The 13,737-nt window shown below is 62.7% G+C and carries 17 protein-coding genes; 10 read left to right on the forward strand and 7 right to left on the reverse strand.

The genetic code is table 11. The features are described from left to right. Positions 1 to 161: 161 nt before the first annotated feature. The 3 genes from I8N66_RS08120 to pth all read left to right on the forward strand — a co-directional run bounded on the left by I8N66_RS08120 (position 162) and on the right by pth (position 4,157). Positions 162 to 2,543, forward strand: coding sequence for an EAL domain-containing protein (locus I8N66_RS08120; RefSeq protein ID WP_113535668.1), 2,382 nt, complete (start codon positions 162 to 164; stop codon positions 2,541 to 2,543). Positions 2,544 to 2,635: 92 nt separating this feature from the next. Continuing rightward, a complete protein-coding gene (locus tag I8N66_RS08125) occupies positions 2,636 to 3,370 on the forward strand; it encodes a transporter substrate-binding domain-containing protein (RefSeq protein ID WP_113535476.1) in 735 nt (244 codons plus the stop codon). Positions 3,371 to 3,437: 67 nt separating this feature from the next. Continuing rightward, positions 3,438 to 4,157, forward strand: coding sequence for an aminoacyl-tRNA hydrolase (gene pth, locus I8N66_RS08130; protein ID WP_113535477.1), 720 nt, complete (start codon positions 3,438 to 3,440; stop codon positions 4,155 to 4,157). A 30-nt stretch (positions 4,158 to 4,187) separates the two neighbouring features. Here pth and I8N66_RS08135 read toward each other — a convergent pair whose 3' ends face one another. After that, positions 4,188 to 4,817 carry a TetR/AcrR family transcriptional regulator gene (locus tag I8N66_RS08135; RefSeq protein WP_291151944.1) on the reverse strand — a complete coding sequence of 210 codons (630 nt, stop codon included), beginning with the start codon at positions 4,815 to 4,817 and terminating at the stop codon, positions 4,188 to 4,190. Positions 4,818 to 4,938: 121 nt separating this feature from the next. Here I8N66_RS08135 and I8N66_RS08140 point away from each other — a divergent pair, with 121 nt between their 5' ends. Continuing rightward, on the forward strand, positions 4,939 to 5,499 hold the full coding sequence (locus tag I8N66_RS08140; protein ID WP_291151947.1) for a hypothetical protein: 561 nt from the start codon (positions 4,939 to 4,941) through the stop codon (positions 5,497 to 5,499). Continuing rightward, on the forward strand, positions 5,483 to 5,785 hold the full coding sequence (locus tag I8N66_RS08145) for a hypothetical protein (RefSeq protein ID WP_113535478.1): 303 nt from the start codon (positions 5,483 to 5,485) through the stop codon (positions 5,783 to 5,785). Before I8N66_RS08140 ends, I8N66_RS08145 begins: the two co-directional genes overlap by 17 nt. A 42-nt stretch (positions 5,786 to 5,827) precedes the next feature. On the opposite strand, the gene clpS is transcribed toward I8N66_RS08145, so the two are convergent. Next, the gene (clpS, locus tag I8N66_RS08150) at positions 5,828 to 6,139 is read right to left on the reverse strand and encodes an ATP-dependent Clp protease adapter ClpS (RefSeq protein WP_057253114.1); all 312 of its coding nucleotides are present in this window, start codon (positions 6,137 to 6,139) and stop codon (positions 5,828 to 5,830) included. A gap of 149 nt (positions 6,140 to 6,288) precedes the next feature. Continuing rightward, the gene (locus tag I8N66_RS08155) at positions 6,289 to 6,855 is read right to left on the reverse strand and encodes a hypothetical protein (protein ID WP_113535479.1); all 567 of its coding nucleotides are present in this window, start codon (positions 6,853 to 6,855) and stop codon (positions 6,289 to 6,291) included. 189 nt (positions 6,856 to 7,044) lie between these two features. Between I8N66_RS08155 and ychF the strand changes: the two genes are divergently transcribed. Beyond that, a complete protein-coding gene (gene ychF / locus I8N66_RS08160; RefSeq protein ID WP_291151954.1) occupies positions 7,045 to 8,148 on the forward strand; it encodes a redox-regulated ATPase YchF in 1,104 nt (367 codons plus the stop codon). Between the two features lie 59 nt (positions 8,149 to 8,207). On the opposite strand, the gene I8N66_RS08165 is transcribed toward ychF, so the two are convergent. Continuing rightward, the gene (locus I8N66_RS08165; RefSeq protein ID WP_291151957.1) at positions 8,208 to 9,314 is read right to left on the reverse strand and encodes a hypothetical protein; all 1,107 of its coding nucleotides are present in this window, start codon (positions 9,312 to 9,314) and stop codon (positions 8,208 to 8,210) included. 181 nt (positions 9,315 to 9,495) lie between these two features. Between I8N66_RS08165 and I8N66_RS08170 the strand changes: the two genes are divergently transcribed. From I8N66_RS08170 to I8N66_RS08180, 3 genes are all read left to right on the forward strand, one after another. Next, positions 9,496 to 9,948, forward strand: a complete 453-nt coding sequence (locus I8N66_RS08170) for a MaoC family dehydratase (RefSeq protein WP_223725124.1) — start codon at positions 9,496 to 9,498, stop codon at positions 9,946 to 9,948. After that, a complete protein-coding gene (locus I8N66_RS08175; protein ID WP_113535482.1) occupies positions 9,948 to 10,418 on the forward strand; it encodes a MaoC family dehydratase in 471 nt (156 codons plus the stop codon). Before I8N66_RS08170 ends, I8N66_RS08175 begins: the two co-directional genes overlap by 1 nt. Before the next feature lie 191 nt (positions 10,419 to 10,609). Continuing rightward, the gene (locus I8N66_RS08180) at positions 10,610 to 10,822 is read left to right on the forward strand and encodes a hypothetical protein (protein WP_113535483.1); all 213 of its coding nucleotides are present in this window, start codon (positions 10,610 to 10,612) and stop codon (positions 10,820 to 10,822) included. Between the two features lie 51 nt (positions 10,823 to 10,873). On the opposite strand, the gene I8N66_RS08185 is transcribed toward I8N66_RS08180, so the two are convergent. After that, on the reverse strand, positions 10,874 to 11,416 hold the full coding sequence (locus I8N66_RS08185; protein ID WP_113535484.1) for an adenine phosphoribosyltransferase: 543 nt from the start codon (positions 11,414 to 11,416) through the stop codon (positions 10,874 to 10,876). Positions 11,417 to 11,609: 193 nt separating this feature from the next. Between I8N66_RS08185 and I8N66_RS08190 the strand changes: the two genes are divergently transcribed. Further along, complete coding sequence (locus I8N66_RS08190) at positions 11,610 to 11,795, forward strand: DUF1059 domain-containing protein (RefSeq protein WP_113535485.1); 186 nt, start codon at positions 11,610 to 11,612, stop codon at positions 11,793 to 11,795. Between the two features lie 91 nt (positions 11,796 to 11,886). Here the strand turns inward: I8N66_RS08190 and I8N66_RS08195 are convergent, their stop codons facing one another. Then, positions 11,887 to 13,146 carry a CCA tRNA nucleotidyltransferase gene (locus I8N66_RS08195; RefSeq protein WP_113535486.1) on the reverse strand — a complete coding sequence of 420 codons (1,260 nt, stop codon included), beginning with the start codon at positions 13,144 to 13,146 and terminating at the stop codon, positions 11,887 to 11,889. Further along, positions 13,143 to 13,730: a CoA pyrophosphatase gene (locus I8N66_RS08200; protein ID WP_291151981.1), complete on the reverse strand. Its 588-nt coding sequence runs from the start codon at positions 13,728 to 13,730 to the stop codon at positions 13,143 to 13,145. Before I8N66_RS08200 ends, I8N66_RS08195 begins: the two co-directional genes overlap by 4 nt. Between the last annotated feature and the right edge of the window lie 7 nt (positions 13,731 to 13,737).

Below are 13,737 nucleotides of genomic sequence, written 5' to 3' on the forward strand. Positions count from 1 at the left end.
CACAGCCGCGCGACGCCAGCATCGCGTCTCATCATTTATCATGCCGCGATTTCAGCAACATTTAAGATTTTGATGATGTTCTTCAGGCGGGGAAACTGGGGCTCGACTGAAGAGAATCCGAATATGAGATGCGTGGCAGCACCTTCCGGGGCGTGCATTCGATGATGCACTCCGTGGAGAACCGATTTATCGCGATTGTCTGTGGCGCAATGCTCGTGTTCATTGCCCCGCTGCTCGTCCTCTTCCTGAGCATTTCCAGCGATCGCATCGCACGCGAGCGGATTCACAACATCGAACTGCTGATGGCCGCAAGCGCCGAGGCGCTCGGCAAGCCGATCTGGGACTTCGACAGCGACGGCATCAAGCATATCGCCCGATCGCTGATCAACGGCACCGATATCCTCTCCGTCACTGTCCGTGACCAGACCGGCTCCATCCTCGCCCAGATGCCGCTGGGCGGCGCCATACCCAGCGCCAAGGACCGGATCCTCAGCCTGCCCATTTCCTATCAATCCGTGGACGGGCTGAAGGAAGTCGGCCGCATCGAGGTAAGAGTTCCTACGCCCGGCCTTTTGTCGCAATTCAGCAGGGACGAGCTGGCGATCCTCGCCATTCTGCTTTTCGCAGTCGCGATCGTCTTTGCCGCCGCGCTTGTCGGCAATCGCTTCACGGTCATGCGCCCGCTGATGCGCCTGACCGCGGCGATCGAGGCGACCCGCAGGCTTGGCTCACGCCACCGCGTCGACTGGACCTCCGACGACGAAATGGGCGCGCTTGCCGCCAACTTCAACGAGATGCAGGACCGGCTCGAGCGTGAAGAGACGGAACTGAAAAGCGCGCACGAACGCGTCACCGATATCTACAACCTGACGCCCGCCATGCTGTTTTCGCTCGACGTCGACGGACGCCTGCTGGCCGTCAGCGACTACTGGCTGCTGGCGACCGGTTACGACCGCGACGACGTGATCGGCCGTGACTTCGTCGACTTCATCGATCAGCACTGGCACGAAACCTATCGCAGCCATGCCAAGACGATCGCCGTCGGCGACCATGAGATCCGCGAGGTCACCGTCTCCTTCCGCAAGTCGGACAGTGAGCTGATGACGGTGCTGATCCAGGAGACGAAGGCAACCGGCGAAGGCAGCCTGTCGCTGTCCGTGATGACCGATGTCACGGCGCTGAAGCAGGCGGAAAGCCGCAACCATACCCAGGCGATCACCGACCACCTCACGGGCCTCCTCAACAGGCAGGGGTTCGAGGCGGCACTCGACGATGCGATCCGGCAGGCTGACGAATGCGGCATGCAGCTCGGCTGCCTTTTCATCGACCTCGATCGCTTCAAGTGGATCAACGACAATTTCGGCCACGCGGCCGGCGACGAAGTGCTGCGCCACACGGTCGAGCTCATCCATGACGCGCTGCGCCCCGGCGACATCATGGCCCGCCTCGGCGGCGACGAATTCGCCATCCTGATTTCCGACCGGGACGCTGCGGCGCTCGCAAGCGAGATCGGCGAGCGTATCGTTTCGGCCCTGCACGAGCCGATGCCGATTGCCGGCAACGAACTCCTCGTCAGCGCCAGCGTCGGCATCTCGGTCTATCCGGCCCATGCGGAAAACGCCTCCGATCTGCTGCTGAAGGCCGACATGGCCATGTATGCGCGCAAGCACGACGGCAAGAACGGGCTGCAACTGTTCGACGCCAGCATGCTCGACGCTTCCCGCGAACGCCATGAGATTGAACAGTGCATCGAGGCCGGGCTGAAAGACGACCATTTCGAGGCCTGGCTGCAGCCGATCGTCAGCCTTGCCGACGGGCAGATCGCCGGCTTTGAAGCGCTTATGCGCCTCAACCATCCGGAAAAGGGCCTGATGCCGCCCGGCAAGATCATCGGCATCGCCGAGGAAACCGGTACCATCGCCCGCATCGGCGACCGCATCCTCGAAAAGGCGATCCGGCATCTGGCGGCCATCTCCGAGCTGGACGGCACCCAGAACACCTATCTGGCCGTCAACTTCTCGCCGCTGCAATTCGAGCTGACGCTGCCGCACAAGCTCGCAGCGCTGCTCCTGAAGCACCACATTTCGCCAAGCCGGATCGTCGTCGAGATCACCGAAGCGGTGCTCATGCTCGACAATCCGGAAGTGCACGCCGTGTTGAAGCAGCTCAACGAATTCGGCTGCCGCATCGCACTCGACGATTTCGGCACCGGCTATTCGTCGCTGAGCTATCTCAACCGTTTCCCGGTCGATATCGTCAAGGTCGATCAGTCCTTCACCCGTTCGCTGAGTTCCGGCACCGCCGATATCCGGCGCAAGAGCCGCATGCTGATCAAGGGCATCCGCACCATCTCGCATCAGATGGGCTGCACCGTCGTCGCCGAAGGCATCGAGACGAAGGAGCAATGGCAGCTCCTGCGCAAGCTGGGCGTCGATTGCGGCCAGGGCTATCTCTTCAGCCGACCGATGCAGATCGACAGCATGCTGAAGATGCTTGAAAGCGACTCGGAAGCAAAGGCGACGGCAGCAGACAAGCGGGCATGACGCCGGCGCCAGCGGTCGCGATCCCGATGGAGGTTCGGGACGCGGGCATACCGCACGGACACCGCAACATGCGGCGAAAAGGAGGAACGCACGTGAAGGCGCTGATCCCATTATTTTTCCTCGGTCTCTTCACGACCGCGGAGGCGCAGACGATCAAGTTCGTCACCGAGGAGTATCCGCCTTACAATTTCTCGACCGAAAACGGTCCGAGCGGCGCTGCCGTCGATCAGGTCAAGCTGATCATGGAACGTCTGAAACAGCCCTATACGATCGAGGTTCTGCCGTGGGCGCGAGCCTTCATGCTCACCGAAACCGATCCCGCCTATTGCGTTTTCACGACCGGCCACGACGCCGAACGTGACGGGAAGTTCCAATGGGTCGAGCCGCTGCTGGTCGATCATATGGTCATGGTTCGCCATGCCGGCTCCGACATAGCGCCGGTTTCACTGGAGGCGGCACGCCAGTACACCGTGGGCACGCAGCGCGAGGACTTCTCCGCAACCTATCTCAGGGACCACGGCTTTCCGAAGATCGACTATGCCGCAAATCTCGAATCCAGCCTGAAGAAGCTGATTGCCGGACGCGTCGATTTGCTGATGACGTCGGAGAAGACCTTCCAGAGCATGCGCGCCGAAGGCAAGCCGGTCGAACCGGCACTGGTTCTCGAAGGCAAACTCTATGGCATCGCCTGCCACCGCGATGTGTCGCGGGCAACCATCGCCGCCATGCAGCGCGAACTGGATCGGTTGATTGGTAACGGCACCCAGGACGAGATCTTCAAGCACTACGGCCTCACGCCGAACGCCAGCCTGCGCGCCGAGAAATAAGCGTTGACTTCCCCCGGGCACGATGATTTTGGATGGCCCCACCCCGAAATCATCGACGCGTGACGACATGCTGATCATCGTAGGGCTTGGCAATCCAGGTTCGAAATACGCCGCCAACCGGCACAATATCGGCTTCATGGCGGTCGACGTCATCCACCGCCGCCACCGCTTTGCCTCCTGGTCGAAGAAATTCAAGGCCGAGATCGCCGAGGGCGAGATCGCCGGCGAACGCGTGCTGCTGATGAAGCCGCAGACCTTCATGAACCTTTCCGGCGAAGCCGTCGGCGAGGCCATGCGGTTCTACAAGCTGCAGCCGAAGGACATCACCGTCATCTATGACGAACTGGACCTGCCGGCCGCCAAGGCGCGGATCAAGGTTGGCGGCGGCCACGGCGGCCACAACGGCATCAAGTCGATGGATGCCCATTGCGGCAAGGACTACCGGCGCCTGCGGCTTGGCATCGGCCACCCCGGCGTCAAGGATCTGGTACACGCTTATGTGCTCGGCGATTTCGCCAAGGTCGACCAGGCCTGGCTGGTGCCGCTGCTCGACGCGATCGCCGACAACGCCGACATGTTGGTGCGCGGCGAGGATTCCCAGCTTCTGAACAAGATCGCGCTCGCGACCGGCGGCAAGCCGGAAGCGGAAAAGGCCGAAGGCCCGAAGAAGCAGGGTGCGCAGTCGCATATCCACCAGGCGCGCAACTCTGCCCAGCCGAAGAAGCTGCCGACGACCGGTCCAATGGCCGACATGCTGAAGAAGATGTTTGGCTCGAAGGGCGACTGAGCGCCTCCATTCCCTGCCCGATATCGGCGTCTAGCTCGCCTTGTGGGCCGCAAGGAAGATCCGCACCGCTTCCGCAGCATGCGCCTGTAGTGCCCGAGGAGTCGGGATCGCGCCGTCGCCAAGCAGCATGGCGTCGTTGACCGGCCCGCCCATGACCAGCCAGTTGAAGAACCCGCCGGCGACCTCGGCATCCCTCACCAGGATGTCGCCCTTCTCGCCATAGCGCTTGAAGGCGACGGCAAGCCGCCGGATCGAGCGCATCGGTCCGCGCTCGTGCAGCGCTTCGCCGAGTTGCGGAAAGCGCTCGACCTCGGCGATGACAAGGCGACGCACCTGCATCAGCCGCGGCGTCATCACGATCGCCAGCAGTTGCGTGGCGTAGTCGAGCAGGAATTCCTCGATCGGCTCATCACCATCGGGGTCGGCGACCTGCTCCTGGAACTCGTCGCCCGCCCCGCCCGTCATGCTGCGCACGACCTCCAGAAACAGCGCTTCCTTGCTCTGGAAATGGGAATAGACGGTCTGCTTCGACACTTCAGCGGTCGCGGCGATCTCGTCCATGTTGGTGCCGAGAAAGCCGTGCTTCAGGAAAAGGTCGCTCGCCGCAGCCACGATCGCCTTGCGGGTGCGCTCCATGCGCGTCTTTGCGCCGTTGCTCAATGTTGCCCCCTCTCCTTGCCATACGTCACCAAATCACTTGCCGCCCAGGATAGGCCAGTCGGATTGACAAATCAAACTGGACGGTCCAGTCTAGTTAGTGAGATGCGATCGGGAGAGGGTCATGGCCAAACCACAAGCAAGAAATCGGATTGCCGCCTGCCGCTGCGGGCTGGTTGCCTTTGAAGCCGTCGGCGAGCCGATCGTCGGCGCCGCCTGCTACTGCACCAGTTGCCGCACCGCCGGCGAGCGTTTCGAGGCTCTCCCCGAAGCGTCACCGGTCATGGAAGCCGACGGCTCGACGCGCTTTGCGCTCTACCGCAAGGACAGGATCCGCTGCGTCAGGGGTAGCGACCTCTTGCGCGAGCATCGGTTGACGCCCGAGGCGCCCACACGCAGGGTGATCGCAAGCTGCTGCAACGCCGCCATGTTCCTGGAATTCAAGGGTGGCCACTGGCTGAGCGTCTACAACCAGCGCTTCGCCCCGGATGAACAGCCGCCGCTCGAAATGCGGACGATGACGAAGGACCGCAGGGCCGGCGTCGAGTTCGCCGACACGCTGCCGAGCTACAAGACACATTCCGGTCGGTTCATGTGGCGGCTTTTGACCGCCTGGGCGGCGATGGGATTCAAGGCACCCAAGATCGACTATGTGAAAGGCGAGGCCAATGGCATCCCAGGCTGAGAAGATCGAAGTCGAAAACATCGTTTCGCCCGGTCACAAATATCGCGTCGACCGGGTGAAATACGAGGCGATGCGTGAAGCCCTGCTCGCGGTGCTGCCGCCATCCGCGCCGGGAATGACCGTGGCGGAAGCGAAGGAACGGCTGCTGCCGTTGCTGCCGCAGGACCTTTTCCCCGGGGGCGCAAAAGCCGGCTGGTGGCTGAAGGCGGTTCAGCTCGATCTCGAAGCCAAGGGCGCGATCGAGCGCGAAGCGAGCAAGCCGCTTCGGCTGCACAAGAAAGCGTAAGGCAGGCTGGTGCTACCCCACACATCCCCACAGGGCCGCTCGCTATTCTTCGGGCTCGGTGGTGAAGAGCAGCGGAAAGCCCGCTTCCTTGGCGAGATCCGTCGCCGCCTTGGCCTTGGTTTCCGCGATGTCGCGCACACAAACGACGACCACCGAAGTGCCCATCTTGTGCGCCGTCATCATCACCCGGTAGCCGGCCTCCTCGCTCATATGGAAAACGGCCTTGAGCACGCCGACGACGAACTCGCGCGGCGTGTAATCGTCATTGAGCAACATGACCTTGTAAAGCTTCGGCCGTTCGAGCTTCGGCTTCACCTTCACTTTAACTTTTCTGGCAACCTCGTTGTCACTCATCGGAACCACCCCGTTGATGACAGAATGCAGCAAATCTGAGCGTTGCAGCGGCCTTGGCGCGTCTCGAAAGGACAGGGCGCTGTAGCCGCACTATCCTACGGGCAGAGATGCCGATCAAGCAAAAGCAGATTGAACGGCGCCGGCGTCGGTCAACGGTACGGCCGATGACCGACGAACATCGCTGCCGCCGCGTCATAGGAGCGGACGCGCGCCAACGCCGCCTCGGACGTCTGCTTGCGTGCAAGAAGCGCGTGGTAGAAGCAATGCACGAAGAGTGGCGCATCGGTCCCCTCGGGCGATCCGTCCGGAGCGACATAGAGCGCCGCGCCGCCCTTTTCGACAAAGGCGTCGCCAAAGGCCTTGCCGCCGGTCTCGCAGCAGGTGCTAAGCACGATCTTGCCATTGAGCCTGGCATGTTGGGCGACGACCGCGGGCGGCAGGCTGCCTTCGACCAGCATCGAGGTGTCGATTTCCTCGATATAATCGCCGAAGACGAAGCCGTTCTCGTCGCCGTGGCCTGAAATAATGAGATGCTGGTGCACGAGCTCGCCGCCCGCCAGGAGGGTCAGGAAATCCCCCGGCGTTCCCGGCAGATGCAGGGTGACGACGGCACCGAGGCTTTCCAACGTGGCGCGGATCAGCAGCGCCTCGAGCGTATCGCCGATGTCGACGACGGCGACCGGGACGCGCGGAAACAGGAATTTCTGGTCGATCAATGCGGGCTCCCCAGATTTCTTGCCGCCGCAACAAGGCTGGCGGAATTCTGAGCGCATATGCGGCCCGAAGAGCACGCCTTCAACGGGCTGAGCCCCTTATTTACCGTGAACAGGGCCTGCGCCCTTGACCGGGGAGCGCCCTTCCCGCATAGCCACGCCAACGGAATTTTAAGATACGGACGAGACCCCATGGGCTTCAAATGCGGTATTGTCGGACTGCCGAACGTCGGCAAGTCCACGCTCTTCAACGCGCTCACCAAGACGGCAACCGCGCAAGCGGCCAACTATCCCTTCTGCACGATCGAGCCGAACACCGGCGAAGTGGCAGTGCCGGACCCGCGCATGCGCAAGCTTGCCGACATCGCAAAGTCGAAGGAAATCATCCCGACGCGCATCTCCTTCGTCGACATCGCCGGCCTGGTGCGCGGCGCGTCGAAGGGCGAAGGCCTCGGCAACCAGTTCCTCGCTAATATCCGCGAAGTGGACGCCGTGGTTCACGTGCTGCGCTGCTTCGAAGATGACGACATCACCCACGTCGAAGGCCGCATCAACCCGGTCGCCGACGCCGAGACGATCGAGACCGAGCTGATGCTCGCCGACCTCGAGAGCCTGGAACGCCGCACCGAGCAGACCCGCAAGCGCGCCGTCGGCAAGGACAAGGATTCGATGGCACAGCTTCCGATCATGGAAGCCTCGCTGAAGCTTCTGCAGGACGGCAAGCCAGTCCGCACGCTGCTTTCGACGCTCGACGCTGAAGAACTGCGCATCCTGCAGGGCCTCAACCTTCTGACCGCCCATCCGGTTCTCTACGTCTGCAACGTCGCCGAAAGTGACGCCGTCGACGGCAATGAACACACCCGCGCGGTTGCCGAAATGGCAAAGGCGCAAGGCGCCGAGAGCGTCGTGATCTCCGCTGCCATCGAGTCGGAAGTGGCACAACTGCCGGAAGAAGAAGCCAAGGAGTTCCTCGGCGCGCTTGGCCTGGAAGAAGCCGGTCTGGACCGCCTGATCCGTGCCGGCTACAAGCTGCTCGACCTCATCACCTACTTCACCGTCGGCCCGAAGGAAACGCGCGCCTGGACGATCCAGCGCGGCACCAAGGCACCGCAGGCGGCCGGCGTCATCCACACCGACTTCGAGCGCGGCTTCATCCGCGCCAATACCATTGCGTTTGACGATTACATCGCGCTCGGCGGCGAAACCGGCGCCAAGGAAGCCGGCAAGGCTCGCGACGAAGGCAAGGAATACGTCGTCCAGGACGGCGACGTCATCCACTTCCGCTTCAACACGTAAGGCCTGTCGGTCCGATCCCGCACTCGAGGCGCGGGATCGGAGAGCATCAGGACTTGATACTACGGCGCGGCATGCAACCGCGCCGTTATCGTTTCCGGCAAAAGGTCGATGACCATGCGGCGCAGCCGCTGCCAGAAAATGCCGATGAACAATACCGTCACCCCGACGACCGCCAGGGCGATGAAGACGTAGCTGTCGAGCGACGCATTGGTCTTGCTCAGCACGGTCCAGATCGCGCCGCCCAGCGACAACAGCCCTGATGTGACGAAGGCGCGGCGGTCGATGACGAGCCCGACCAGCATGAACAGGGCGACGATCACGATTGCGGAAGCGGCCTGATTGAAGCTCGCCTGTCCATCCCACCATGTTGCGCCGCCGTTGGCCAGGAACACCAGCCCCATCAGCGAATAGAGCAGAGCCGGCGCGGCTGCGAGGTGCAGCCAGAAGGCGATGTCCGAACGGGTGGTGAGCCGCTGCGGGTCCGAAACGTCGTAGCGCATGGCGATCGCGAACACGGCCATCGCCCCCACGAACAGGGTCAGCGGAAAGAGCAGGACGTGGTCGGGGTTGGCAACGTCGATACCGAAGACGTTCTGGAAAGCGATGAGCACCGCCACCACGCAGAGCATTGCGATCGACAGGACCAGTCCGGCCAGCGCCAGCGGAACACGGTAGCGCCAGTAGAACAGCGCCAGCGGGATCGGGAAGGCAGCAACATAGGCCAGGCCGAACGTCAGGGGGTGCCAGGCTTCCCCATGATCGTCCACGAACCACATCGACGTCATCGCGACCCAGTGGACAAGCGCCAGCGTCAGCACCACCGAGGGCAGCGCCAGTCGCTGGCGCCGCACGAGAATTTCTGCAAGCACGAGAATGACCGGCAGCGTTGCGAGCGGACCGGTCAAGCCCCACAGGCCGATGAGGACGACCACGACGCCGATCGTGATCAGGATATCGTGGAAACCTCTGATGAATCGGGGCTGCTCGCTGTCTTCGGCCGCCCGCGCATCGAGCGCGGCGTCAGCCCTGTCGGCTGCGGCATCTGATGCTGCCGGACCGAAACGGAAGCCGCGATCGGCAAGATAGACTTCGAGATCCCGCACCTGATGTGCAGAGATGATCCCTTTTTCGGCAGCGCCGGCGAGCGCTCTGTTCAGTTCGGTCACGAATGCTCCTCGATCAAGCGCCAGCGACTGCGGCGACAAGACAGGAGGTTGCATGAACCTCCGGCACGCGCAACCTGGAAATTCACCCCACTCCACAGCAACAGCGCCCCTCAAAATGGATTCCGCTTCAGGAAATTATACAGTAGGTAGACGGCAGCAAATCAGACGGGACAACGCAAGCATGCTGTATTTCGAAGATTTTTCCGAGGGGCGACGCTTCGACTACAAGCCGGTCGAAATGAAGCCGGCGGAAATGATCGCGTTTGCCAGCGAGTTCGACCAGCAACCGATGCATCTCGACGAGGAAGCCGGAAAACGCAGCATTCTCGGCGGTCTCGCCGCCTCCGGCTGGCACACCAGCGCGATCGGCATGCGCATGATGCTCGATGCCTTCATGGGCAACTCGACGTCCCAGGGCTCGCCCGGCATCGATTTCATGGACTGGAGAAAACCGGTTATCGCCGGCGATGTCCTCAACGGTTTCAGCCTCGTGCTCGAGGCGCGGCGTTCGAGGTCGAAGCCCGATCTCGGCATCGTCAAATTCCGCAACGAAATCACCAACCAGGCCGGTGAGCCCGTAGCGGTCTCCGAATGCACCGTTCTCTTCCGCTGCCGCGAGAAGGGCAGATCCTGATGATGACGATGGAAGAATTCTACGCGGCCAAGAGCAAGACCGCCATCGGGACCCTGGCCTTTACGGCCGAGGACATCATTCGCTTTGCCCGTGACTTCGATCCGCAGCCCTTTCATCTCGATGAAGAGGCGGCGCGGCATTCGCTGTTCGGCGGCCTTTGTGCTTCGGGCTGGCACACTTGCGCCGGCTGGATGCAGTGCTTCGTCCGCTTCTGGAAAAATGAGCAGCGCCGGCTTGCCGCCGAGGGCCTGCGTGCACCCAATCTCGGCCCCTCGCCCGGCTTCCGCGATCTCAAGTGGTTGAAGCCGGTCTATGCCGGAGACACGGTCACCTATTTCGTGACCTTCCTCGATAGCCGCTCACTCACCTCGAAGCCTGGCTGGCGGATCAACACCATCCTTTGCGAGGGCGACAACCAGCATGGCGAGCCCGTGATCCGCTTCGAGAGCAAGGTCATCGAGTTCGTGTGAACGGAGCGAGAGTTTCCGGCACACGGGGTCTTTCAGACGCGCCAGTGTCGCTGCAACACCTTGAACTGCCTCAGCTCCTTAAATTCGCCGCTGACCAGGCGCAGAGTACTCATCTGCAGGCAAGGTTGCGCACCTCGGCCGCATCTCCAGCGGCTTGAGGCCGGCGAACCGCTCGGACCGGAGGAGCAGCCATGGAAAGAACCCATGTTCGCGAACTGGCGGACGAATATGTGCGTCTCGGCGGTCACCGTCGTGTCGTCATAGACGATAACGAGACATCGGTCAGAAGCTGGGAAGAAGAGCCGCCGGAGGCCGAAAGCTTCTGGCAGAAGGAAGTGGAAACACTGCCGCTGGCAACTCAGCGTGAGGTCCAGCTGATGTTGCGTACGATCAATCGTCTCTAGGCTCGACGAGGGAAAGGGTACGATTTAGGCCCGCACCCGTTCCGGGGCCGATCAATGGCCTTCGAATTCGATCAGCGTGCGGACATTGACACCGAGCGCTTCGAGCTTCTTGCGTCCGCCAAGTTCGGGGAGATCGATGACAAAACAGGCGGCGACGATATCGGCGCCCATCTGCTTCAGCAGTTTCGTCGCTGCTTCCGCCGTGCCGCCGGTTGCGATCAGGTCGTCGACGAGGATCACCTTCTCGCCAGGCTGGATCGCATCCTTGTGCATCTCCATTTCGTCGACGCCGTATTCCAGGCTATAGGCTATGCGCACGGTATCGTGCGGCAGCTTGCCCTTCTTGCGGATCGGCACGAAGCCCGAGGAAAGCTGGTGTGCGATCGCGCCACCAAGAATGAAGCCGCGCGCCTCGATGCCGGCGATCTTGTCGATCTTGGTCCCGGCATAGGGATGCACCAGTTCGTCGATCGCGCGGCGAAATGCGCGCGGATTGCCGAGCAACGTGGTGATATCGCGAAACATCACGCCCGGCTTCGGATAATCAGGAATGTTCCGGATGGCGGAGATCAGTTCCGATTGAACGGTGGTCATGGGCAAAAGGGCCTTTGCGTCTCTTGTTACCGCAAACCCATAACACCATCGGCCCGCTTGTCGATAACGGTTTCTTCGCGCGTCGTCGGCGGGAACAATTGGCCGCCCCGGGGGTTGATGCTACTCTACTCGTGCGGTCGCCCGACCGGCGCGCCGCGCTCTCGCATCAAACTTACACAGGGAAGGAAGCACCATGCGCCTGTTTGAATGCGGTTCCCTCGTCCCGGGTTGCGAATGGCACACGCGCGCCGAAAACGATGCCGAAATCGTGCGCCGCGTCGTCGAGCACATGCGCGAAACGCACGGCGAGACCGTCATCCGCGAAAATATGATCGACAACATCAAGGCCCGGATTACCGACGAATCCAAGGCGGCCTAAGCCCTCCTCGAGGCGGTTTTCCGTCCTCAAGGCGGCTTGCCGTCCTGCGTGCGAACCAAGTCGTCCGGCCAAGGCGGCGCAAGCCGTTCGATCAATCCGGCTGCACCATCGCCTCAAGCCGGGCGACGAGGTTTTCCCGGTCGAGATTGAAGTTGCGCTCGATCCAGAGATTTTCGAGTTCGCCGAGGATTTCCCCCACGCGCGGGCCGGCTGGCACGCCGGCCTTCAAGACGTCGCCGCCGTTCAGCGGGAAGCTTGGCCGCTTCCACGCCTCGGCGCGCGCCAACAGCCGGCGCAGCGCCGCAGTCTCCGAGAGCAACGCCGGATCACCTTCCGACTTGCGCCGCGCCGTTGCCAGCGCCAGCCGCAACCGCACGACGATCCCTTCCACGCCATGACGATAGAGCAGCCGGTCAAAAGCGGTATCGACGGTCGCCGGGGGGATCGCCGGCGCCTTTGCCCAGCGGTCGAAATAGGCGGCTTCGGCCTTCGACAGGCGCAGACGCTCGGCCATCGCCTCCAGCCGTTGCTCGTCCGGCGGCACGATCGCAGCCAGGCGCAGGAGCGGATCCGGTGCCCAACCGAAGGCCCGCTCGGCGGCTACGAGTTCCGGGATCGCGTCGATCCCCCACTTTTCCGTTTCCCGCAGAATCTCGGTCAGCACACCGGCCTGGCGCATCCACAAAAGTGCGCGGCCGGGATCGGCGGCGGAAAGCAGTTTCTTCGTTTCGGCCCAGACCCGTTCGGCCGAAAGGGTCACAAGTTTCGATCGTGCCCTGGCGCAGGCGCGCAGGCCATCGGCATCCGGCCGGCCTTGGCCGTAATGGGCGAAGAAACGGAAGAAGCGCAGAATGCGCAGATAGTCCTCGGCGACACGCTCGCTGGCATCGCCGATAAAGCGTAGCGTGCGCGTCTCGATGTCGGCGAGCCCGCCGACATCGTCGAACACCTCGCCGCGCTCGTTCGCATAGAGCGCGTTGATGGTGAAATCCCGCCGTTCGGCATCCGCCTTCCAGTCGGTGCCGAAGGCGACTTCCGCGCGGCGGCCGTCGGTCGACACGTCGCGACGAAGCGTCGTGACTTCGTAGGGCGTTCCGTCGATGACGAGCGTCACCGTGCCATGGTCGATGCCCGTCGGCACCACCTTGATGCCCGCTGCTTTCGCCCGCTCGGAAACCTCTTCCGGACGCCAGGTGGTCGCCATGTCGATGTCGCCGGCCGGGATGCCCATCAGGCTGTTGCGCACGGCACCGCCGACGACCCGGACCTCGCCGCCCTCGACATTCAGGACCTCGAAAACGCGGCGCAGAGACGGCGCTGAAAACCAGCCTTCGCCGGCAACGGAAGTCATGCGTAAAGCCTTTCATAGAGCATGCGGAGAATGCCGGCGGTGATACCCCAGATGTTGTGGTCGCCATAGGGCATTCGGTAGAAATGACGTTCCTCGCCCTGCCAGTGCCCACGCCCACGGGCGTGATTGCCGGGGTTCATCAGGAAGGACAGCGGCACCTCGAAGACGCTTTCGACCTCGTCCGGATTGGCGATCAGCTCGAAGCCGGGCTTCACCACTGCCAGCACCGGGGTGATGCGAAAACCGGACATCGCCATGTAATGCGGCAGCCGGCCGATGGTTTCGACGAACCGCGGATCAAGGCCGATTTCCTCCTGCGCCTCGCGCAGCGCCGCCACCTCGACGGACCGATCCTCGGGATCGACGGCACCGCCTGGAAAGGCGACCTGGCCGGAATGCTTGCGCAGGCTCGCCGTGCGCTGGGTGAGGATGACATGCGCATCGTCGCCATCGTCGACGACGGGCACGAGGACTGCGGCGTCCTTCAGGTGCAGCGTCTCCAGATAGGGCACCATGCCGGGATTGAGCAGGAAGTCGCCACGGCCGCCGAAGAGGCTGGTGCCACCAAGCACCACGGCGGCGATGACGTCG

The organism is Ensifer sp. SSB1, from assembly GCF_016652895.1.
Lineage (GTDB): Bacteria > Pseudomonadota > Alphaproteobacteria > Rhizobiales > Rhizobiaceae > Ensifer.

Bases quoted from the DNA above. Each gene is read 5' to 3' on its own strand.
- clpS (WP_057253114.1), bottom strand. From the start codon at position 6,139: ATGAGTGACAACGAGGTTGCCAGAAAAGTTAAAGTGAAGGTGAAGCCG.
- I8N66_RS08190 (WP_113535485.1), top strand. From the start codon at position 11,610: ATGCGCCTGTTTGAATGCGGTTCCCTCGTCCCGGGTTGCGAATGGCAC.
- ychF (WP_291151954.1), top strand. From the start codon at position 7,045: ATGGGCTTCAAATGCGGTATTGTCGGACTGCCGAACGTCGGCAAGTCC.
- pth (WP_113535477.1), top strand. From the start codon at position 3,438: ATGCTGATCATCGTAGGGCTTGGCAATCCAGGTTCGAAATACGCCGCC.
- I8N66_RS08120 (WP_113535668.1), top strand. From the start codon at position 162: ATGATGCACTCCGTGGAGAACCGATTTATCGCGATTGTCTGTGGCGCA.
- I8N66_RS08145 (WP_113535478.1), top strand. From the start codon at position 5,483: ATGGCATCCCAGGCTGAGAAGATCGAAGTCGAAAACATCGTTTCGCCC.
- I8N66_RS08170 (WP_223725124.1), top strand. From the start codon at position 9,496: ATGCTGTATTTCGAAGATTTTTCCGAGGGGCGACGCTTCGACTACAAG.
- I8N66_RS08195 (WP_113535486.1), bottom strand. From the start codon at position 13,146: ATGACTTCCGTTGCCGGCGAAGGCTGGTTTTCAGCGCCGTCTCTGCGC.
- I8N66_RS08185 (WP_113535484.1), bottom strand. From the start codon at position 11,416: ATGACCACCGTTCAATCGGAACTGATCTCCGCCATCCGGAACATTCCT.
- I8N66_RS08175 (WP_113535482.1), top strand. From the start codon at position 9,948: ATGATGACGATGGAAGAATTCTACGCGGCCAAGAGCAAGACCGCCATC.
- I8N66_RS08140 (WP_291151947.1), top strand. From the start codon at position 4,939: ATGGCCAAACCACAAGCAAGAAATCGGATTGCCGCCTGCCGCTGCGGG.
- I8N66_RS08180 (WP_113535483.1), top strand. From the start codon at position 10,610: ATGGAAAGAACCCATGTTCGCGAACTGGCGGACGAATATGTGCGTCTC.